Genomic DNA, 19,860 nt, shown 5'->3' with positions numbered 1-19,860 from the left:
GGTCGTTAGCTCAGTTGGTAGAGCAGTTGACTTTTAATCAATTGGTCGCAGGTTCGAATCCTGCACGACCCACCAATGTAAAAAAGCGCCCTAAAGGCGCTTTTTTGCTATCTGCGATATGGAAGATTCGAACCTGCAGCAGGTTCGGGTCTTGCCTGATGCGCTGCGCTTATCAGGCCTACAGACGACACCACACGCGTAGGCCGGATAAGACGTTAGTCGCCATCCGGCACAGACGACACCGCACGCGTAGGCCGGATAAGACGTTAGTCGCCATCCGGCACAGACATCATACCGTCAACGCCGCCACCAGTTTCTCCAGTGCTGGCGTTGCCTGCTGCTGGTCATACACAATATACAAATCCGCCGGAATACGTTCCTCTAACGGACGGAACACCACACCCGGCCAGCTCATTTGCGCATAGCCATCAGCCATCAACGTAATCCCAATCCCCATACTGATCATCGCCAACACCGTTTGCGGCTCAACCACTTCCCGAATAATCATTGGCGAGAAACCCGCCTGTTGGCATACACGTTGTAAAAATCCCCAATCAGAATGCACGGAAGGCAGCGTGACAAAATATTCATTGCGCAACGCCGCCAGCGGCACAGAATCTCTGGATGCCAGATCGTGATCTTCCGGAACTGCAACCATGAATGCAGATTCATGTAAACGTATGCTGGTAAAACCGACTGCCGGTTCGATAGCCATACGCCAGATCCCTGCATCAAGCTCCCGACGCTCTAACAACGCCATTTGCATACCTGGAGACTTTTCGCGAAAAAGTACTTCAACATTGGGGTTTGCTTTCAAAAAGTGACGCATTGCAGGACGCATTCTTCCCCACAGCGCCGTACCAACCACACCCAGTTCAATGCGCCCCGCTTCACCGCGACCAATCTGCTCCACTCGCGCCAGCGCCTGATTTGCATTGGCTAACAAGCGACGTGACTCTTCCATCAAAACTTTCCCGGCATGGGTTAATGCAACGCTGCGGGAATGACGAATAAACAACAATGTACCCAGTTGCTGTTCAAGTTCTTTGATATGGATACTCAAGGGAGGTTGTGACATATTTAACCGGGCAGCAGCCCGGCCAAAATGCAATTCTTCTGCAACAGCGAGGAAATAACGTAATAGCTTTAGATCAATACGATGGGCTCGTTCCATCACTATCGCACTCCAGCAATAAGGGATAACGTCTGGAATTTACCATATTACCTAGTAAAAAATAGATTTAACGACAAGATATCCAATATACATAAATACAATAGATAACACCCCGGGTAAAACATTTGGTGCAGGAATAGGTATACGGCATAAAGTAAAAAATGCGCCAATACCAAATCCAATACCGGAGGAGAGAATAATTTCTTTCATGCTGTGTCCTTGTTCATAAAAATGGACTGGCGAACATCCTCTCGCCAGTCAAATAAAATTAATGTGCTAATGATTTGGTCGACAGTTTTTCTGGATGGTGCTGATATTTAAAGAACAATGCAAAAATAACGGCCAATGCCAGAGCGTAGGCGGCAAAGACCAGCCAGATGGTTTGCCAATCTTTTACGCCATCAATAGAAAAATAATCCACGGCCATACCGCTTAAAAGAGACCCAATCCACGCCCCCACGCCGTTAACCATGGTCATAAATAGCCCCTGCGCGCTGGCGCGAATACTTGAGTCCACCTCCTGCTCTACAAATACTGACCCTGAGATGTTGAAGAAATCAAATGCGCAGCCATAAACAATCATCGACAGCAGCAATAGCACAAAGCCAAACGGGGATGGATCGCCAAAGGCAAAGAAGCCGAAACGCAGCGTCCATGCCAGCATGCTCATCAGCATTACCGTTTTAATACCAAAGCGTTTAAGGAAGAACGGAATGGTGAGGATAAAGCCCACTTCCGCCATCTGCGAAACTGAAAGCAAGATAGAGGGATACTTCACCACAAAACTATCGGCAAACTCAGGATTACGGGCAAAATCATGCAGGAACGGATTACCGAAGACATTGGTAATTTGCAGCACCGCCCCCAACATCATCGCAAACAAAAAGAAGATTGCCATGCGTGGATTTTTAAACAGAACAAAAGCATCCAGTCCGAGCTTACTGGCAAGCGTGGTGTTCGCCTTCTTCTCGGCTACCGGAATTTTCGGTAACGTCAGTGCATACAGGGCCAGCAATAACGATGCGCCAGAAGCGATGTATAATTGCGCACTGCTCAGTTCCAGCCCCATCAGGCTCACCGTCCACATCGCAACAATAAAACCTATTGTGCCGAAAACGCGCACAGGCGGAAATGACGTTACCGGATCCTGACCTGCTTTCGCCAGACAGGAGTACGAAACGCTATTGGATAATGCAATCGTTGGCATATACGCCATCGCATTAACCAACATCACCCAGAACATCGTCTGGGGATCGGTAACGGTGGTGGCGTACAATAACGCCCCCGCGCAAACCAGATGGCAAAGCATATAGGCTCGCTCAGCGCGCAGCCATTTATCAGCAATGATCCCCATAATGCCCGGCATGATAATCGCTGCCAGCCCTTTTGAGCTGTAGACCATACCAACATTCGCGCCGGTAAAATCCAGTGTATTGATCATGTAAGAGCCCAGGGTAACCAGCCAGCTCCCCCAGATAAAATATTGCAATAACGACATGACTTTTAAGCGGGACGTAATACCCATTTTTTATTCCTTGCCGTGAGATAAAGCCCCAATACGGGGCCGTAGTCATTGTGTTTAGGCCAGCTTACGTAAAAAGCCGCAAATCAGATTTATAAAGTTCTGCCGAGAAAGTTCAGCCGCAGCCAGCGTTTGCGCATGGGAGAGTTTTACATCGCCCAGCCCTTCCGCCAGATTGGTGATCGCTGAGACAGCAACAACTTTGAGACCACAATGACGTGCGCTAATCACCTCAGGGACAACGGACATTCCGACCACATCGCCGCCAATAATCTGCATCATGCGGATTTCTGCCGCCGTTTCGAAGTTCGGACCCGGATAAGAAACAAATACGCCTTCAGTGAGGGGGAATCCCTCCTCTGCCGCAACGGACTGAAGCATGGCGCGATAATCTGCGTCATAAGCATTAGCCAGCGAGAAGAAGCGATCGCCATAACGATCATCGTTTGGCCCCACCATCGGCGTACCGGGCATCGTATTAATGTGATCGCTAAGCGCAACCAGGCTACCCGGCCCCACTTCCGGACGCAGAGATCCTGCCGCATTGGTGCAGAACAACACTTCACAGCCCAGTAATTTCAACGTGCGAATGGCATCGGTCATCACCGCCATTCCACGCCCTTCATAAAAATGCCCGCGGCCTTTCATACAGGCCACCGGAACACCCGCCAGATGGCCGAGCACCAGTTCACCAGCATGGCCGTGTACGGTGCTGACGGGAAATCCCGGCAATTTCTCGTAAGAAATGGCTACCGCATCTTCGATTTGGTCCGCCAGAGCCCCCAACCCGGAACCTAAAATAAACGCGACTCGCGGGGTAAATGCCGTTTTATGTGCATGAATAATATCAACACAATACTCAGGATTATGAGAAAAAAGAGCGTGAGGCATAAGTTTCCTTGTTCTATCGGATTTAATTTGACTCCTTTTTATAACGACCATCGCCCCTTGCTGACCAATACACTTTTCACGTGTCATCAATAGCCATTTAATATCGATAGATTTAGATCGCTTCTGTATTAATACAGAGGGAAAACAGTATTGGTTTTTGCTTGCACTTCATATTAACAATATGCCGCTTTCATATTTATAAATTGCCTCTTTTTAATTAACCCATTAATAATTATCGGCATAGGGAAATATGCTATGAAAAAAATCCTTACTCTGACGCTTTCTTCTTTACTCATTATTCCCACACTCACCCATGCGGAATTTAAAGGCGGGTTCGCCGATATCGGCCTCCATTACCTCGACTGGACATCAGACACCACGGAAAAAACCAGTAAAAAATCTCATAAAGATGATTTTGGGTACCTGGAACTGGAAGGCGGAGCGAATTTTAGCTGGGGAGAAATGTACGGTTTTTTCGACTGGGAAAATTTTTACAATGGCCGCCACGCTAAACCCGGCAGCGAACAGCGTTACACCTTTAAAAATACTAACCGTATTTATCTGGGCGATACAGGATTAAACCTCTATCTCCATGCCTACGGGACGTACGGTTCACCTCATCGCGCTAATTTCCATGATGACATGTTTCTCTATGGTTTAGGCTATAACTTCGCAGGTAACGGTTACTGGTTTAAACCCTTCTTTGCCAAACGTTATACCGATCAGACCTACTACACAGGCGATAATGGTTATGTATTAGGTTGGGTGGCCGGCTATAGCTTCTCGTTGGGTAGTGAGAATTTCAGCGTAACGAACTGGAATGAGTATGAGTTTGACCGCGATGCGTCCTACGCTGCGGGCAATGGCGGGAAAGATGGCATTAATGGCGCAGTAGCGCTGTGGTGGAATGCGACTCCTCACCTGACCACAGGAGTACAATATCGTTACGCTGATAATAAGTTAGGAGAATCCTTCCTGCAGGATGGCATTATTTATTCCATCAAATACCTGTTTTAATACACTGCCCTGTCAAAAATGGCAGGGCAAGACCGCACCTCACGCACGGACAGATAGATATTTATAGCTGATACAGCGGATCTTTCGCCCTCGCGGCGGTTAATTCGCTGGCCTGGGTGCGTACTACATCCCATAACGCCTGCGCCGCGGTGGATAAAGAACGGTTTTTTCGCCGCGCCAGCATGAGCTGCCTTTCAACTACGGGCGTCAGCCGTTTAACCTGTAAGTGGCTGCCCTGCGGGAGCGGTAACGCCAGCGCGGGCAGTACGCTGATGCCGATTCCCGCTTCCACCATTGGAAAAAGCGTGGCCGGGTGACCAATCTCCTGAACAATATTGGCATCAATCGAAAAGTGGGCCAGCGCCGCATCAATCAGCGGTCGACTGCCGGAAGCATAATCCTGTAAGACCAGCGACGCCTGTTTAAGATCCTGCCAGCTTACCCATTCCTGATGCGCCAGCGGATGATCCTGGCGACACAACAGTAAAAAAGGCTCTGATAAGATGGCTTCACACTGTAAATCCACCGCTGCGCCAGGATCGATAACGATGCCAAAATCCACTTCTCCCTGGCGGATACTCTCCAGCACCCACTGCTGCGGACGATCGTGCAATACAAAATCAATAGCGGGATAAAGTGAATTACTTTGGGCAATGCATTGCGGAATAAGATGCGCAGAAATGGTTTGGCTCGCGGCAACGCGCACGGTGCCGGTTAATTGTGTCCCTACTCTGCCTGCATCGCGCAGTATGCTGTTCAGTTCATCAAGCACCCGCTCCAGACGCGTCGCCAGTTGTTGCCCCGCCTCGGTCAGCACCACCTCACGCGTAGTGCGATCCAGCAGTCTGACGCCGGTTTGCCGCTCCAGCTCTTTTACGCTATGACTGACCGCAGACTGGCTCAGTCCAATCCTGTCCCCTGCCCGACTAAAACTTTTGGCCTGGGCGACGGTAATAAAAATACGCAGTTGACGCAGTGAATAGTTCATCGACTAGATTCATATATAGATGCAATAAATCAATTTTATTTCTCAAAGCGAAAAACGCAAAATAGCTGCACCGACTTTCAGGAGTTTTTATGAAACTTTTTCGTATCCTTGACCCTTTCACGCTGACACTTATCACCGTGGTACTGCTGGCCTCTTTTTTCCCGGCGGAAGGTGGCTTTGTGCCTGTCGTTGAAGGCATTACGACAGCGGCCATCGCTCTGCTGTTTTTTATGCATGGCGCGAAGCTTTCACGTGAAGCGATCATCGCTGGCGGCAGCCACTGGCGGTTGCATCTGTGGGTCATGTGCAGCACTTTTGTGCTCTTCCCTGTCCTCGGCGTACTGTTTGCCTGGTGGGCGCCTGTCAATGTCGACCCTATGCTCTACAGCGGCTTTCTGTATCTGTGTATTTTGCCCGCCACCGTGCAGTCTGCGATTGCGTTTACTTCACTCGCGGGCGGTAACGTCGCGGCCGCGGTGTGCTCAGCGTCTGCGTCCAGTCTGCTGGGCATTTTCCTGTCGCCGCTGCTGGTCGGTCTGGTAATGAATATTCATGGCGCGCAGGGCAGTCTGGAAGAGGTGGGCAAAATTATGCTGCAACTGCTGCTGCCTTTTGTGCTGGGACACCTGTCTCGCCCGTGGATCGGCAACTGGGTCGCGCGCAACAAAAAGTGGATCGCGAAAACGGATCAGACCTCTATTCTGCTGGTGGTCTACTCGGCGTTCAGCGAAGCGGTGGTCAACGGCATCTGGCACAAAGTCGGCTGGGGATCGCTGCTGTTTATCGTCGTGGTCAGCCTCATACTGTTGGCGATCGTCATCGCTATTAACGTCTTTGTCGCCCGTAAATGCGGCTTCAATAAAGCCGACGAAATCACTATTGTTTTCTGCGGTTCGAAAAAAAGCCTGGCCAACGGGATCCCGATGGCCAATATTCTTTTTCCGACGTCAGTGCTGGGTATGATGGTATTACCGCTGATGATCTTCCACCAGATCCAACTGATGGTCTGCGCAGGGCTGGCGCGGCGCTACAAACGCCAGACCGAGAAGTTACAGGCGCAGCAGGAAAGCCGCGCCGCGAAAGCTTAAAGCGGGCGTTTCAGGGGCTGCACCAGTTGCGTCAGCCCCTCGGTTTTAATCAGCAGCGTGATTTGCATCAACTCCCCCAGTTTACCCGCCGGAAATTGATCTTTACGGGCAAACCACAGCAAATACTCTTCCGGAAGGTCGATCAATCGACGTCCCTGATATTTGCCGAACGGCATCACGGTGTTGGCGATTTCAACCAGCTGCTCTTTTTCCATCTCAGGCACCCAGTAAGCGGATCATTTCCGCTTCATCAATCACGGTAATACCCAGTTCCTGCGCTTTGGCAAGTTTGGAACCCGCCGCTTCACCGGCAATCACCAGATCGGTTTTCTTCGATACGCTGCCTGCCACTTTCGCGCCCACCGCCACTAAACGCGCTTTAGCGTCATCGCGGGACATCTGGCTCAGGCTACCGGTTAGTACCACGGTTTTACCGGCAAACGGGCTATCAATCTCTTGCACATTAATGACTACTGGCGCGGGCCAGTGCACCCCTTCCGCCAGTAGCTGCCCAATCACGTCACGATTACTCTCTTCGGCAAAAAAGTTAAAGACGTGCGTAGCGACCACAATCCCCACGTCAGGTACTTTCTGCAACTCGTCAATGGTGGCGGCCTGCAGCGCCTCCAGCGTGCCGAAATAAGCTGCCAGCCCCGCCGCCGTCGCTTCACCCACTTCACGGATGCCCAGCGCATAGAGAAAACGCGCAAAGGTCGTCGCTTTGGCTTTTTCCAGCGCGTTAACAACATTTTGCGCGGACTTTGGCCCCATTCGGTCCAGGCCGGTCAGTTTACCCGCCGTCAGACGGAACAGATCCGCTGGCGTATGGACATACTCCCTTTCCACCAGTTGGTCGATGATCTTATCGCCCATCCCGTCTACATCCATCGCCCGGCGCGACACAAAATGTTTCAGCGACTCTTTACGCTGCGCGCCGCAAATTAGCCCGCCGGTACAACGGGTAACGGCTTCGCCTTCAACGCGCTCTACGTCCGATCCGCACACCGGACAGTGCGTTGGAAACACAATCGGACGCGTCTCTTCAGGGCGTTCGGACAGAACCACGTTGACCACCTGAGGGATCACATCGCCTGCCCGACGGATAACTACCTTATCGCCAATACGCAAGCCAAGTCGCTCAATTTCATCGGCATTATGCAACGTGGCATTGCTGACCAGCACACCAGCCACCTGAACCGGTTCCAGACGCGCCACCGGCGTAATCGCCCCGGTGCGCCCTACCTGAAACTCAACGTCGCGCACAAAAGTCATCTGCTCCTGAGCAGGAAATTTAAACGCCACCGCCCAGCGCGGCGCGCGGGCCACAAAGCCCAGCTGTTCCTGCAAAGCCAGCGAGTTGACCTTAATCACCACGCCGTCGATATCAAAACCGAGCGTGGGGCGATCTTTTTCGACGTTGTGATAAAAATCCAGTACCGCCTGGGGAGAATCGCACAGCGTCACGCGATCGCTGACCGGTAACCCCCACGCTTTAAATTGCAGCAAACGTCCCAGATGCGTATCCGGCAACTCGCCGCCTTCCAGAATACCGACGCCGTAGCAGAAAAATGTTAGCGGTCGCTTCGCCGTAATACGCGGATCGAGCTGACGCAGCGAGCCCGCCGCCGCGTTACGCGGGTTAGCAAACACTTTGCCGCCAGTACGGCGCGCGTCTTCATTGATCTTTTCGAACCCGGCCTGCGGTAAAAATACCTCTCCGCGAACTTCAAGACGCGCCGGAATGTTATCGCCATGCAGCTTTAAAGGAATGGCGCGAATCGTGCGCACGTTTGAAGTGATATCTTCACCGGTGGTGCCGTCGCCACGCGTCGCAGCGCTCACCAGCACGCCGTTTTCATACAGAATGCTGACCGCCAGGCCATCCAGTTTTAGCTCGCAGCACCAGATGACATTTTCCGTGCTTTTTAGACGATCCTGCACTCGCTTGTTAAACGCCAGGAAGCTTTCTTCATCAAATACGTTATCGAGCGACAGCATCGGTACTTCATGGCGAATCTGGTTGAATGCCGTCAGCGGCGCCGCGCCAACGCGCTGCGTGGGCGAATCCGGCGTGATAAGGTCCGGACGTTGCGCCTCCAGCTTTCGCAGTTCCCGCATCAGGCGGTCATATTCGGCGTCGGGAATCTCCGGCGCATCCATCACATGATACAGATATTCATGATGGCGAAGCGTGGTTCGCAGTTCTGTCAGTTGTTGTTCTATTGGTTCCATATCACACCATCAATGATAAAAAACCCCCGACAGGCGGGGGTTACGTTAAAAATGTCACACCTGCGTTAACCTCAGGCGTTAGCGTCCATCACCTCGCGGATGCGGTCCTGATATTCGCGCAGTTTCTGCGGCGTCATCATCCGACGCTGGTCATCCAGCACAACGCCGCCGACCTCATCAGCGATATGCTGCGCGGATTGCAGCATCAGCTTGAAGTTCTGCAGCGCATCGCCGTAAGACGGTACCTGCATAAAGATAGTGACGCCAGGCGTAGTGAAGTCCGTCATTTCAGGATCGAACGTTCCCGGATTGACCATATTCGCGAGACTGAACAAGGCCGGGCCGCTGCCGTCCGGGCTCAAATGACGATGGAAAATATTCATATCGCCAAATTTAAAGCCTGACTGCTGAATACTGTTCAGTAACACTTCACCATTAAGCTCGCTGCCATGATGGGCCGCGACGTTCATAATGATGACCGCCTCTTTACGCTGCGGTTTTTCCACAACCGGCGCTTCTTCCACTACCGGTTCTGCCTCAACCACAGGTTCCGCAGGCTGGAAGGTTTGCGCTGATGGCGGCGGCGCGGGCTGCGCAACAGGCTGCGGCGTTTGCGACGGCGGTGCAGGCTGCTGTTGCGGCGGCTGTACCGGCGGCGCAGATGGCTGAACCTGCTGAGGCTGCGGCGCAGGTTGGACCGGTTGCTGAACCGGCTGTTGCATCGGCGCTTGCGGCTGCGGCGGCGCCGCTGGACGCGGTTGCGCAGACGCATAAGGCGGCTGGTACTGGTGTTGCGGCGACTGACGAGGGGCATCATGCTCCTGCGGCTGGCCGGGGGCATGATTTACGCGGTGAACACGAACTTCACCCACGCCTTCGTCTTCTTCGACATCGTCGTCATACGAGTCGTCGTCGCGTTTTGATTTCATGCGTTTTAGTGGACGATCGCGGAACATAGAAGATCGTTCTTTACGGCTGGTCCAGAAACCATGTACCAGTAAAGCGATTATGGCGATCGCGCCAACAATGATTAATATCAGACGCAAATCCTGCATCATTATATTCTCTGTTGTTCTAACACCTTGCCACCACGGCAAACATTTACTCACTAAGAGTATTTGCCGATTACGTCAAGTGCAAGTGTACTGTTGGCTTTCGCAGCATAAAGATGAAGGAAAATGTACTTTTTGCTGTTTTTTCGAACATTTCCGAACTATCCACCGTCTGATAACCGGGTAAGATATCCCACGTTTACCCAGGGCTTTAAGAAAAAGGAGTATGTCCTGCATATGGTTTCATCATCCACAACCGTACCACATAGCGGCGTCTATTATTTCTCGCAAGGATGGAAGTTAGTCACCCTACCGGGAATCCGCCGCTTTGTTATTTTACCTTTGCTGGTCAACATTGTGCTGATGGGCGGCGCATTTTGGTGGCTGTTTACGCAGCTTGACGCCTGGATACCTTCGTTGATGAGTCATGTGCCGGACTGGCTGCAATGGCTGAGCTACCTGCTGTGGCCGATTGCGGTTATCTCTGTTCTGCTGGTCTTTGGCTATTTTTTCTCTACCCTCGCCAACTGGATCGCCGCGCCGTTTAACGGCCTTTTAGCCGAACAGCTTGAGGCGCGGTTAACCGGCGCCACGCCGCCAGATACCGGCATACTCGGCATCATGAAAGATGTACCGCGCATTATGAAACGTGAATGGCAAAAGCTGGCGTGGTATCTGCCGCGTGCTATTGTGCTGCTGGTTCTCTATTTTATTCCTGGCATTGGCCAAACCATCGCGCCGGTGCTGTGGTTTTTGTTCAGCGCCTGGATGCTGGCGATCCAGTATTGCGACTACCCGTTTGATAACCACAAAGTGCCGTTTAAAACGATGCGCGCCGCGTTGCGCACGCAGAAGGTCGCGAATATGCAATTTGGCGCGCTCACCAGCCTCTTTACGATGATTCCGGTGCTTAACCTTTTCATTATGCCTGTTGCCGTCTGTGGCGCGACGGCAATGTGGGTTGATTGCTGGCGTGCTAAGCACGCGTTATGGAAATAACGAAAAAATGTATAAATAAGAGATGGCTTATGCTGTCTCTTATTCCATACTGATAACCATTATTCCCCATCAGCATATAGATATGCGAAATCCTTACTTCCCCATATCTGGCTGAAAGGTATGCTGGGAAGGTATCCCAATTTCATACAGTTAAGGACAGGCCATGAGTAAGATTTATGAAGATAACTCACTGACTATCGGTCATACGCCGCTGGTTCGACTGAACCGTATCGGTAATGGACGCATTCTGGCGAAGGTGGAGTCGCGCAACCCGAGCTTCAGCGTCAAGTGCCGTATCGGCGCCAATATGATTTGGGATGCCGAAAAGCGTGGCGTACTGAAACCTGGCGTGGAACTGGTGGAGCCGACCAGCGGCAACACCGGTATTGCGCTGGCGTATGTCGCCGCCGCGCGCGGTTACAAACTCACCCTGACCATGCCGGAAACCATGAGCATTGAACGCCGCAAACTACTCAAAGCATTAGGCGCGAATCTGGTGCTGACCGAAGGGGCGAAAGGGATGAAAGGCGCTATTCAGAAAGCCGAAGAAATTGTCGCCAGCGATCCGCAAAAATATCTCCTGCTCCAGCAGTTCAGCAACCCTGCCAACCCGGAAATCCATGAAAAAACCACCGGCCCGGAAATCTGGGAAGACACCGATGGTCAGGTGGATGTGTTTATCTCCGGCGTCGGTACTGGCGGTACGTTAACCGGCGTCACGCGTTATATCAAAGGGACGAAGGGTAAAACCGATCTTATCACCGTTGCGGTAGAACCCACTGACTCCCCGGTTATCGCCCAGGCGCTGGCTGGTGAAGAGATCAAACCGGGCCCGCATAAAATTCAGGGCATCGGCGCAGGCTTCATCCCAGGCAACCTGGATCTGAAACTGATTGATAAAGTGGTTGGCATCACCAATGAAGAAGCCATTTCTACCGCGCGCCGTCTGATGGAAGAGGAAGGTATTCTGGCGGGAATTTCTTCCGGCGCCGCGGTTGCTGCAGCGCTTAAGCTGCAGGAAGATGAAAGCTTTACCAATAAGAATATTGTGGTTATCCTACCTTCATCAGGTGAGCGTTATCTGAGCACCGCGTTGTTCGCCGATCTCTTTACTGAGAAAGAACTGCAACAGTGATGCCAGCATGTTAAAAACGCGTAAAAAAGCACCTTTTTGGGTGCTTTTTTGTGGCCTGCTTCAAACTTTCACCTCACCTGGCATTGATTCACCCTGCCGGAACTGGTATTTAACCAGACTAATTATTTTGATGCGCGAAATTAATCGTTACAGGAAAAGCGTTAGCTGAATCGATTTTATGATTTGGTTCAAATCTTCCTTTCGCGGCATAATGTTTAATGACGAGCGAAACGTCAGCGGCCATAAGTTGCCAGCAACGGATTGCGTAGAACACCTTTTGTGTCGCGTCCCGTTTACGCCGGCGCTAACAATACAGGCTAAAGTTGAGCCGCCAGGCTAGACTTTAGTTCCACAACACTAAACCTATAAGTTGGGGAAATACAATGTTCCAGCAAGAAGTTACCATTACCGCTCCGAACGGTCTGCACACCCGCCCTGCTGCTCAGTTTGTTAAAGAAGCAAAAGGCTTCACTTCTGAGATTACTGTGACTTCCAACGGCAAAAGCGCCAGCGCGAAAAGCCTGTTTAAACTGCAGACTCTGGGCCTGACTCAAGGCACCGTCGTCACCATCTCCGCAGAAGGTGAAGATGAGCAGAAAGCGGTTGAACATCTGGTCAAACTGATGGCGGAACTCGAGTAAGTTTTTTTCCGGGTTCTTTTAAAAATCAGTCACAAGTAAGGTAGGGTTATGATTTCAGGCATTTTAGCATCCCCGGGTATCGCTTTCGGCAAAGCACTGCTGCTGAAAGAAGACGAAATCGTCATTGACCGGAAAAAAATTTCTGCCGACAAGGTTGATCAGGAAGTTGAACGTTTTCTGAGCGGTCGTGCCAAGGCATCTGCGCAACTGGAAGCGATCAAGACAAAAGCTGGTGAAACGTTCGGTGAAGAAAAAGAAGCCATCTTTGAAGGGCATATTATGCTGCTCGAAGATGAGGAGCTGGAGCAGGAAATCATAGCCCTGATTAAAGATAAGCACATGACGGCTGACGCAGCCGCACATGAAGTTATCGAAGGTCAGGCCACTGCCCTGGAAGAACTGGATGATGAATACCTGAAAGAGCGCGCGGCTGACGTACGTGATATCGGTAAGCGCCTGCTGCGCAACATCCTGGGTCTGGCCATTATCGATCTGAGCGCGATTCAGGAAGAAGTTATCCTGGTTGCCGCTGACCTGACGCCATCAGAAACTGCACAGCTGAACCTGCAGAAAGTGCTGGGCTTCATCACCGACGCGGGCGGACGCACGTCTCATACCTCCATCATGGCGCGTTCTCTGGAACTGCCGGCGATCGTAGGTACCGGTAGCGTCACCTCTCAGGTGAAAAACGGCGACTATCTGATTCTGGATGCCGTAAACAACCAGGTTTACGTCAACCCGACCAACGATGTTATTGAGCAACTGCGCGCCGTCCAGGAGCAGGTTGCGACCGAGAAAGCGGAACTCGCAAAACTGAAAGATCTGCCGGCAATCACGCTGGATGGACATCAGGTTGAAGTTTGCGCCAACATCGGTACCGTTCGTGACGTTGAAGGCGCTGAGCGCAACGGCGCGGAAGGCGTTGGTCTGTATCGTACTGAATTCCTGTTCATGGATCGCGACGCGCTGCCGACGGAAGAAGAGCAGTTTGCCGCCTATAAAGCGGTCGCTGAAGCGTGCGGCTCGCAGGCGGTTATCGTCCGTACCATGGACATTGGCGGCGACAAAGAGCTGCCGTACATGAACTTCCCGAAAGAAGAGAACCCGTTCCTGGGCTGGCGCGCCGTGCGTATCGCCATGGATCGCAAAGAGATCCTGCGTGACCAGGTTCGCGCGATTCTGCGTGCCTCCGCTTTCGGTAAATTGCGCATTATGTTCCCGATGATCATCTCTGTTGAAGAAGTTCGCGCGCTGCGCAAAGAGATTGAAATCTACAAACAGGAACTGCGTGACGAAGGTAAAGCATTTGACGAAAGCATTGAGATTGGCGTGATGGTGGAAACACCGGCTGCGGCGACAATTGCGCGTCATTTAGCCAAAGAAGTTGATTTCTTTAGTATCGGCACCAATGATTTAACGCAGTACACCCTGGCAGTTGACCGTGGTAATGATATGATTTCACACCTTTACCAGCCAATGTCACCGTCCGTACTGAACTTGATCAAGCAAGTTATTGATGCTTCTCATGCAGAAGGTAAATGGACTGGCATGTGTGGTGAGCTTGCAGGCGACGAACGTGCTACACTTCTGTTGCTGGGGATGGGTCTGGACGAATTCTCTATGAGCGCCATTTCTATCCCGCGCATTAAGAAGATTATCCGTAACACGAACTTCGAAGATGCGAAGGTGTTAGCAGAGCAGGCTCTTGCTCAACCGACAACGGACGAGTTAATGACGCTGGTTAACAAGTTCATTGAAGAAAAAACAATCTGCTAATCCACGAGATGCGGCCCAATTTACTGCTTAGGAGAAGATCATGGGTTTGTTCGATAAACTAAAATCTCTGGTTTCTGATGATAAGAAAGACACCGGAACTATTGAGATTGTTGCCCCGCTCTCTGGCGAGATCGTCAACATCGAAGACGTGCCGGATGTAGTTTTTGCTGAAAAAATCGTTGGTGATGGCATCGCTATCAAACCAACCGGTAACAAAATGGTCGCCCCTGTTGACGGTACCATCGGCAAAATCTTTGAAACCAACCATGCGTTCTCTATCGAATCCGATAGCGGCATTGAGCTGTTCGTTCACTTCGGTATCGACACCGTTGAGCTGAAAGGTGAAGGCTTCAAGCGTATTGCTGAAGAAGGTCAGCGCGTGAAAGTTGGCGATCCGGTCATCGAGTTCGATCTGCCGTTGCTGGAAGAAAAAGCCAAGTCTACCCTGACTCCGGTTGTTATCTCCAACATGGATGAAATCAAAGAACTGATCAAACTGTCCGGTAGCGTGACCGTGGGTGAAACTCCGGTTATCCGCATTAAGAAGTAATTCTTGCCGCAGTGAAGAATGGCGCCTTTGGGCGCCATTTTTTTTGCCTGTGGCCGGATAAGGCGCTTGCGCCGCCATCCGGCGATGGTGCGGCGCACTGCCTGATGGCGCTACGCTTATCAGGCCTACAAGGTTGCGAACATTTCAGCGCCAATCCACGGGTTACAACTGCGAGGTCACCGGGCGAAAGCACTTCTCGCGCATCAGGATCTTCATCCCATCCGGGCCACTCTCCAGCATCCTGCGTTCGGAATCGGACACTTGCAACTCGCACTGATAGCCGCCAGTGATACCAAACATCGCCCGCGCTACGCAAATATCTTCCAGCGCGTCCAGCCCGCTCGTTTCAAAATGCCCCACGATACGTCCCTGCTGGCGAACTACCAGCCGATAACTCTTCATCGCGCCTCCCCTGCCGGCGGCAGAATTAACTCATCACAGCCACACTGCTGTGTCCAGGTCATCACCTCCAGCACGCGCTGCGCCGCATCTTTTGCCGCGGTCGTCAGTTTTTTTCCCTGCACAATACCGCTGACCAGCTCGGCGCAGAAGAGATCTCCCGTCCCTTTTAATTCCGTCGCCACCCGCGGGTGGGCAAAGACCTCCACGACCTGCGCGGTAACGACGGCAACCGTTATGGTCTCCAGCGATTCGCCCGGCGCGCTGGTGATAACCACCCATTTCAGCGTATCGGAAAGCAGCGATTGCGCCGCCGCCACCGCCTCTTCCAGCGTGCGACACGGTTTACCACTCAGCATCTCCAGCTCAAATACGTTCGGCGTTAGCCCCTGCGCCTGCGGCAACAAATGTGTGCGATAAGCCTGCGGAATTTCCGCCTGCACATACATTCCACTGTCGGTATCGCCAATGACCGGATCAACAAGAATACACACATCCGGATGCGAAGCCCGGATCGCCATTAGCCACTTCGAAAGCAAGACAATTTGGTCTGCGCTGCCCATGTAACCGGTGGTAATCGCTTTTAATTCACGTAGAGCATCGCGCTCATTCAACGCCGTAAGGTAGCCTGCAAACCACTCGGCGGGAATAATGCCGCCATAAAACGTTTTATAGTGCGGCGTATTGCTGAACAGCACCGTCGGGACAGCCGCCACGCGTAATCCCTGCGCTTTAATGGCCGGAACAGCGATGCTGTTGCCTACGCTGCCGTACACGACCTGTGACTGGACGGCGACGATATCGGTCTGTAACGCCCGATGGTTGTCGTCGAAGAGCACTGACTGAATATCACTCTCTTGTCCCATAAAATTTTCCTCTCGCTGGACAGCAGGCTACCGCCTCATTATCATTGTCATATGCTAAAATTCATTTTGTCATAGGTCAATAATGATCGACGGAAAAACCGCTAACGAAATTTTTGACAGTATCCGTCAACACATTATTGCCGGCACGTTACGGGCAGAGGATTCGCTCCCGCCGGTACGGGAGCTGGCAAACGAATTAAAGGTGAACCGCAATACCGTCGCAGCGGCGTATAAACGGCTGATAACGGCGGGACTGGCGCAAAGTTTAGGCCGCAATGGGACGGTGATTAAAGGCAGTCCGTCTCCCGTAGCGCTGGAAGGCGGCGATCCGCATACGCCTCTGCACGACCTTTCCGGCGGCAATCCCGATCCGCAGCGTCTGCCTGACCTCAGCCATTATTTTGCCCGTCTCAACCGCACGCCGCATCTCTACGGCGATGCGCCCGTTTCCCCTGAACTACACGCCTGGGCGGCGCGCTGGCTACGGGATGCCACTCCCGTCGCAGGCGAAATTGATATCACCAGCGGAGCTATCGACGCTATCGAAAGACTGCTTTGCGCGCATCTGCTGCCGGGCGACAGCGTCGCGGTGGAAGATCCCTGTTTTTTAAGCAGTATCAATATGCTGCGCTATGCCGGTTTTAGCGCCAGCCCGGTCAGCGTAGATAGCGAAGGAATGCAGCCTGAAAAGCTGGAGCAGGCGCTAAATCAGGGCGCGCGGGCAGTGATCTTAACGCCGCGCGCGCACAACCCTACCGGCTGTAGTCTGAGCGCTCGCCGTGCCGCTGCGCTGCAAAATATACTGGCGCGTTACCCTCAGGTACTGGTCATTATCGACGATCACTTCGCTCTACTTTCTTCGTCGCCCTGGCAGCCGGTTATTGCGCAGACAACGCAACACTGGGCGGTGATACGCTCCGTTTCCAAAGCCCTCGGCCCCGATTTACGTCTTGCTATTGTCGCCAGCGACAGCGCGACCTCGGAAAAACTTCGGCTGAGGCTAAATGCCGGTAGTCAGTGGGTCAGCCATCTGTTACAGGATCTGGTCTACGCCTGCCTGACCGACCCTGAGTATCAGCACAGGCTGGCGCAAACGCGGCTGTTTTACGCCGCCCGGCAACAAAAACTGGCCTGCGCCCTACAGCAATATGGCATCGCCATTTCTCCCGGCGACGGCGTGAATGCCTGGCTCCCGCTGGACACCCATAGCCAGGCTACCGCGTTTACGCTGGCAAAATCCGGCTGGCTGGTACGTGAGGGAGAAGCCTTTGGCGTAAGCGCGCCGTCTCACGGTCTACGTATCACGCTGTCGACATTAAATGACGGCGAGATCAACACGCTGGCGGCTGATATCCATCAGGCGCTAAATCGCTAACAGGAGAAAATAACGTGCGAGTTCATTTTGTTGTCCATGAGTCGTTTGAATCCGCTGGCGCTTATCTGAAATGGGCTGAAGATCGCGGTTATACCATTTCATGGTCGCGCGTCTATGCCGGAGAAGCGCTACCGCCCAATGCCGATGAGTTCGATATGCTCGTGGTATTTGGCGGTCCGCAGTCGCCGCGCACCACCCGCGAAGAGTGCCCGTACTTTGACTCTCACGCCGAACAGCACTTAATTAATCAGGCGATTACGGCCCGGCGAATGGTTATCGGCATTTGTCTTGGTTCGCAGCTCATTGGCGAGGCGCTGGGCGCCGCTGTGTGCCAAAGTCCGGAAAAAGAGATTGGTCACTACCCTATTACGCTCACTGAAGCCGGTCTGCGGCATCCGCTTATCACCCACTTTGGCTCCCCGTTAACCGTCGGCCACTGGCACAACGATATGCCAGGACTCACCGATCAGGCGACCGTGCTGGCTGAAAGTGCCGGCTGTCCACGTCAGATAGTGCAGTACGGCAATTTTGTCTACGGCTTCCAGTGTCATATGGAATTTACCGTCGAGGCGGTTGAAGGATTAATCCAACATTCGCAACAGGAGTTGGCCGACGCGCAAGGGAAGCGTTTTATCCGCTCGGTCGCCGAGATGCGCGCATGGGATTACCAGCAAATGAATGAAAAGCTGTGGCGTTTTCTGGATGAACTCACGCTGGCGCACTCACAGAAATAACCCCACCAGGAGTGCAACTTATTACCCGGCTAACGGTCTGAGGTGCAGTGATTCTCGCATGAAAAAGGATTTTACCATGAAGAAAATTGTCTGCGCCGTCGTTGCGCTCCTGCTGGCCCTACCCGCTTGGGCGAAGCTAAACGCCCACGAAGAAGCGCGCATTAACGCCATGCTTAATGCGCTGGCGCAGAAAAAGGATCTGACATTCGTTCGTAACGGTGATGCGCATAACTGCGAGGAAGCCGTATCGCACCTGCGCTTAAAACTGGGTAACACGCGCAATCGTATCGACACCGCCGAACAGTTTATCGATAAAGTCGCGTCGTCGTCGTCCATCACCGGAAAACCCTATATCGTTAAAATTCCCGGTAAAAGCGATGAAAACGCGCAGCCTTATTTACATGCGCTTATTGCGGAAACGGATAAAACGCTATAACACACGGGTGCCATACGACGATGGCACCTCGTTTAAATCCCTGCCCCCTGGCTGAAATGCTCTTCACCAAACACGCCGGTAGACAAGTAACGGTCGCCGCGATCGCAGATGATCGCCACCACTACCGCGCCGGGCGTGGCTCGTGCGACGCGTAACGCGCCCGCTACCGCGCCGCCAGAGCTGACGCCGCAGAAAATGCCTTCACGAACGGCCAGTTCACGCATGGTGTTTTCGGCATCATTCTGATGAATATCCAGCACCTCATCTACCAGCGAGGCGTTAAAAATGCCTGGCATGTATTCCGCAGGCCAGCGGCGAATGCCCGGAATACTGCTGCCCTCTTCCGGCTGCAGGCCAACGATAGTGACCGGCTTTTCCTGCTCGCGCAGAAAACGCGACACGCCGGTAATGGTACCGGTCGTCCCCATACTGGAGACAAAATGGGTGATGCGACCTGACGTTTGCCGCCAGATTTCCGGGCCGGTGGTCGTGTAGTGGGCGTAGGGATTATCAGGATTATTAAACTGATCGAGCAGTTTGCCCTCGCCTCGTTCAGACATAGCGAGCGCTAAATCGCGCGCCCCTTCCATTCCCTGCTCTTTAGTGACCAGAATCAGTTCCGCGCCATAGGCCCGCATTGCCGCCCGACGCTCCTGGCTCATGTTGTCCGGCATCAACAGCTTCATGCGATAACCTTTCAGCGCGGCGATCATCGCCAGCGCAATGCCAGTGTTGCCGCTGGTCGCTTCAATCAAGACATCGCCCGGTTTAATTTCCCCGCGCTTTTCCGCCTCGACAATCATCGATAGCGCCGCGCGATCTTTCACCGATCCTGCCGGATTATTGCCTTCCAGCTTGACCCAGATTTCACTGCCATTATCCGGCGCCAGACGTTGTAATTTGACCAGCGGCGTATTGCCGATGGTTTGTTCTAATGTATTCACGTTTTCAGCTCGTAAAAAAGCCCGGTATGCGTAGCGCCACC

General features: G+C 52.6%; 21 protein-coding genes. 10 read left to right on the top strand and 11 right to left on the bottom strand.

Translation table 11 applies throughout. The features are described from left to right. Positions 1-289: 289 nt before the first annotated feature. Genes ACLJRH_RS17480 through xapA form a run of 4 tightly spaced genes read right to left on the bottom strand, consistent with a single transcriptional unit; the run spans position 290 to position 3,587 of the window. Complete coding sequence (locus ACLJRH_RS17480) at positions 290-1,174, bottom strand: LysR family transcriptional regulator (protein ID WP_000438884.1); 885 nt, start codon at positions 1,172-1,174, stop codon at positions 290-292. A 51-nt stretch (positions 1,175-1,225) separates the two neighbouring features. After that, positions 1,226-1,384: a XapX domain-containing protein gene (locus ACLJRH_RS17475; protein ID WP_000658727.1), complete on the bottom strand. Its 159-nt coding sequence runs from the start codon at positions 1,382-1,384 to the stop codon at positions 1,226-1,228. Between the two features lie 58 nt (positions 1,385-1,442). After that, a complete protein-coding gene (locus ACLJRH_RS17470; protein WP_000513245.1) occupies positions 1,443-2,699 on the bottom strand; it encodes a nucleoside permease in 1,257 nt (418 codons plus the stop codon). Between the two features lie 54 nt (positions 2,700-2,753). Then, positions 2,754-3,587: a xanthosine phosphorylase gene (gene xapA / locus ACLJRH_RS17465; protein ID WP_023136735.1), complete on the bottom strand. Its 834-nt coding sequence runs from the start codon at positions 3,585-3,587 to the stop codon at positions 2,754-2,756. 255 nt (positions 3,588-3,842) lie between these two features. Between xapA and ACLJRH_RS17460 the strand changes: the two genes are divergently transcribed. Next, on the top strand, positions 3,843-4,604 hold the full coding sequence (locus ACLJRH_RS17460; protein WP_000722937.1) for an outer membrane protein OmpK: 762 nt from the start codon (positions 3,843-3,845) through the stop codon (positions 4,602-4,604). Between the two features lie 61 nt (positions 4,605-4,665). Here ACLJRH_RS17460 and ACLJRH_RS17455 read toward each other — a convergent pair whose 3' ends face one another. Beyond that, a complete protein-coding gene (locus ACLJRH_RS17455) occupies positions 4,666-5,592 on the bottom strand; it encodes a LysR family transcriptional regulator (RefSeq protein ID WP_001109835.1) in 927 nt (308 codons plus the stop codon). Between the two features lie 89 nt (positions 5,593-5,681). Here ACLJRH_RS17455 and ACLJRH_RS17450 point away from each other — a divergent pair, with 89 nt between their 5' ends. Beyond that, positions 5,682-6,680 (top strand): bile acid:sodium symporter family protein, encoded by a 999-nt coding sequence (locus ACLJRH_RS17450; protein WP_000765569.1) that lies wholly within the window; start codon positions 5,682-5,684, stop codon positions 6,678-6,680. Here ACLJRH_RS17450 and ACLJRH_RS17445 read toward each other — a convergent pair. The 3 genes from ACLJRH_RS17445 to zipA form a co-directional block, all read right to left on the bottom strand. Further along, complete coding sequence (locus ACLJRH_RS17445; RefSeq protein WP_001519708.1) at positions 6,677-6,895, bottom strand: DUF3820 family protein; 219 nt, start codon at positions 6,893-6,895, stop codon at positions 6,677-6,679. The two genes, ACLJRH_RS17450 and ACLJRH_RS17445, sit on opposite strands and share 4 nt — an antisense overlap. 1 nt (position 6,896) lies before the next feature. Then, positions 6,897-8,912 (bottom strand): NAD-dependent DNA ligase LigA, encoded by a 2,016-nt coding sequence (ligA, locus tag ACLJRH_RS17440; RefSeq protein ID WP_023136734.1) that lies wholly within the window; start codon positions 8,910-8,912, stop codon positions 6,897-6,899. Between the two features lie 71 nt (positions 8,913-8,983). Then, a complete protein-coding gene (gene zipA / locus ACLJRH_RS17435) occupies positions 8,984-9,970 on the bottom strand; it encodes a cell division protein ZipA (protein ID WP_000983115.1) in 987 nt (328 codons plus the stop codon). Between the two features lie 231 nt (positions 9,971-10,201). Between zipA and cysZ the strand changes: the two genes are divergently transcribed. The 5 genes from cysZ to crr all read left to right on the top strand — a co-directional run bounded on the left by cysZ (position 10,202) and on the right by crr (position 15,065). After that, positions 10,202-10,963: a sulfate transporter CysZ gene (gene cysZ / locus ACLJRH_RS17430; protein WP_000255004.1), complete on the top strand. Its 762-nt coding sequence runs from the start codon at positions 10,202-10,204 to the stop codon at positions 10,961-10,963. Between the two features lie 163 nt (positions 10,964-11,126). Then, positions 11,127-12,098, top strand: a complete 972-nt coding sequence (cysK, locus tag ACLJRH_RS17425) for a cysteine synthase A (protein WP_000036904.1) — start codon at positions 11,127-11,129, stop codon at positions 12,096-12,098. Positions 12,099-12,481: 383 nt separating this feature from the next. Next, positions 12,482-12,739: a phosphocarrier protein Hpr gene (gene ptsH, locus ACLJRH_RS17420; RefSeq protein WP_000487600.1), complete on the top strand. Its 258-nt coding sequence runs from the start codon at positions 12,482-12,484 to the stop codon at positions 12,737-12,739. A 48-nt stretch (positions 12,740-12,787) separates the two neighbouring features. Then, positions 12,788-14,515: a phosphoenolpyruvate-protein phosphotransferase PtsI gene (ptsI, locus tag ACLJRH_RS17415; protein ID WP_000623118.1), complete on the top strand. Its 1,728-nt coding sequence runs from the start codon at positions 12,788-12,790 to the stop codon at positions 14,513-14,515. A gap of 40 nt (positions 14,516-14,555) precedes the next feature. Continuing rightward, on the top strand, positions 14,556-15,065 hold the full coding sequence (crr, locus tag ACLJRH_RS17410; protein WP_000522253.1) for a PTS glucose transporter subunit IIA: 510 nt from the start codon (positions 14,556-14,558) through the stop codon (positions 15,063-15,065). Between the two features lie 162 nt (positions 15,066-15,227). Here the strand turns inward: crr and ACLJRH_RS17405 are convergent, their stop codons facing one another. Continuing rightward, complete coding sequence (locus ACLJRH_RS17405; protein WP_000844541.1) at positions 15,228-15,467, bottom strand: hypothetical protein; 240 nt, start codon at positions 15,465-15,467, stop codon at positions 15,228-15,230. Continuing rightward, a complete protein-coding gene (gene pdxK, locus ACLJRH_RS17400; protein ID WP_000529601.1) occupies positions 15,464-16,330 on the bottom strand; it encodes a pyridoxine/pyridoxal/pyridoxamine kinase in 867 nt (288 codons plus the stop codon). The genes ACLJRH_RS17405 and pdxK overlap by 4 nt, the downstream gene beginning before the upstream one ends. An 82-nt stretch (positions 16,331-16,412) precedes the next feature. Between pdxK and ptsJ the strand changes: the two genes are divergently transcribed. The 3 genes from ptsJ to ACLJRH_RS17385 are packed head-to-tail and all read left to right on the top strand — an operon-like array spanning position 16,413 to position 18,875. Continuing rightward, complete coding sequence (gene ptsJ / locus ACLJRH_RS17395; protein WP_001606679.1) at positions 16,413-17,705, top strand: transcriptional regulator PtsJ; 1,293 nt, start codon at positions 16,413-16,415, stop codon at positions 17,703-17,705. A gap of 14 nt (positions 17,706-17,719) precedes the next feature. Next, positions 17,720-18,439 (top strand): type 1 glutamine amidotransferase, encoded by a 720-nt coding sequence (locus ACLJRH_RS17390; RefSeq protein WP_001606681.1) that lies wholly within the window; start codon positions 17,720-17,722, stop codon positions 18,437-18,439. Positions 18,440-18,497: 58 nt separating this feature from the next. Then, complete coding sequence (locus ACLJRH_RS17385) at positions 18,498-18,875, top strand: YfeK family protein (protein WP_000710726.1); 378 nt, start codon at positions 18,498-18,500, stop codon at positions 18,873-18,875. A gap of 32 nt (positions 18,876-18,907) precedes the next feature. On the opposite strand, the gene cysM is transcribed toward ACLJRH_RS17385, so the two are convergent. After that, positions 18,908-19,819, bottom strand: coding sequence for a cysteine synthase CysM (cysM, locus tag ACLJRH_RS17380; protein WP_001093875.1), 912 nt, complete (start codon positions 19,817-19,819; stop codon positions 18,908-18,910). Between the last annotated feature and the right edge of the window lie 41 nt (positions 19,820-19,860).

This window comes from Salmonella sp. SAL04162, from assembly GCF_046551535.1.
GTDB classification, from domain to species: Bacteria; Pseudomonadota; Gammaproteobacteria; order Enterobacterales; family Enterobacteriaceae; genus Salmonella; species Salmonella enterica.
Note: the sequence above shows the minus strand (reverse complement) of the source record. Positions and strands in the feature narration are given on the sequence as shown.

Bases quoted from the DNA above. Each gene is read 5' to 3' on its own strand.
- ptsJ (WP_001606679.1), top strand. From the start codon at position 16,413: ATGATCGACGGAAAAACCGCTAACGAAATTTTTGACAGTATCCGTCAA.
- ACLJRH_RS17470 (WP_000513245.1), bottom strand. From the start codon at position 2,699: ATGGGTATTACGTCCCGCTTAAAAGTCATGTCGTTATTGCAATATTTT.
- xapA (WP_023136735.1), bottom strand. From the start codon at position 3,587: ATGCCTCACGCTCTTTTTTCTCATAATCCTGAGTATTGTGTTGATATT.
- ACLJRH_RS17445 (WP_001519708.1), bottom strand. From the start codon at position 6,895: ATGGAAAAAGAGCAGCTGGTTGAAATCGCCAACACCGTGATGCCGTTC.
- ACLJRH_RS17480 (WP_000438884.1), bottom strand. From the start codon at position 1,174: ATGGAACGAGCCCATCGTATTGATCTAAAGCTATTACGTTATTTCCTC.
- ptsI (WP_000623118.1), top strand. From the start codon at position 12,788: ATGATTTCAGGCATTTTAGCATCCCCGGGTATCGCTTTCGGCAAAGCA.
- cysK (WP_000036904.1), top strand. From the start codon at position 11,127: ATGAGTAAGATTTATGAAGATAACTCACTGACTATCGGTCATACGCCG.
- zipA (WP_000983115.1), bottom strand. From the start codon at position 9,970: ATGATGCAGGATTTGCGTCTGATATTAATCATTGTTGGCGCGATCGCC.
- ptsH (WP_000487600.1), top strand. From the start codon at position 12,482: ATGTTCCAGCAAGAAGTTACCATTACCGCTCCGAACGGTCTGCACACC.
- ACLJRH_RS17385 (WP_000710726.1), top strand. From the start codon at position 18,498: ATGAAAAAGGATTTTACCATGAAGAAAATTGTCTGCGCCGTCGTTGCG.
- ACLJRH_RS17460 (WP_000722937.1), top strand. From the start codon at position 3,843: ATGAAAAAAATCCTTACTCTGACGCTTTCTTCTTTACTCATTATTCCC.
- ACLJRH_RS17475 (WP_000658727.1), bottom strand. From the start codon at position 1,384: ATGAAAGAAATTATTCTCTCCTCCGGTATTGGATTTGGTATTGGCGCA.
- ACLJRH_RS17405 (WP_000844541.1), bottom strand. From the start codon at position 15,467: ATGAAGAGTTATCGGCTGGTAGTTCGCCAGCAGGGACGTATCGTGGGG.
- pdxK (WP_000529601.1), bottom strand. From the start codon at position 16,330: ATGGGACAAGAGAGTGATATTCAGTCAGTGCTCTTCGACGACAACCAT.
- cysZ (WP_000255004.1), top strand. From the start codon at position 10,202: ATGGTTTCATCATCCACAACCGTACCACATAGCGGCGTCTATTATTTC.
- ligA (WP_023136734.1), bottom strand. From the start codon at position 8,912: ATGGAACCAATAGAACAACAACTGACAGAACTGCGAACCACGCTTCGC.
- ACLJRH_RS17455 (WP_001109835.1), bottom strand. From the start codon at position 5,592: ATGAACTATTCACTGCGTCAACTGCGTATTTTTATTACCGTCGCCCAG.
- ACLJRH_RS17450 (WP_000765569.1), top strand. From the start codon at position 5,682: ATGAAACTTTTTCGTATCCTTGACCCTTTCACGCTGACACTTATCACC.
- crr (WP_000522253.1), top strand. From the start codon at position 14,556: ATGGGTTTGTTCGATAAACTAAAATCTCTGGTTTCTGATGATAAGAAA.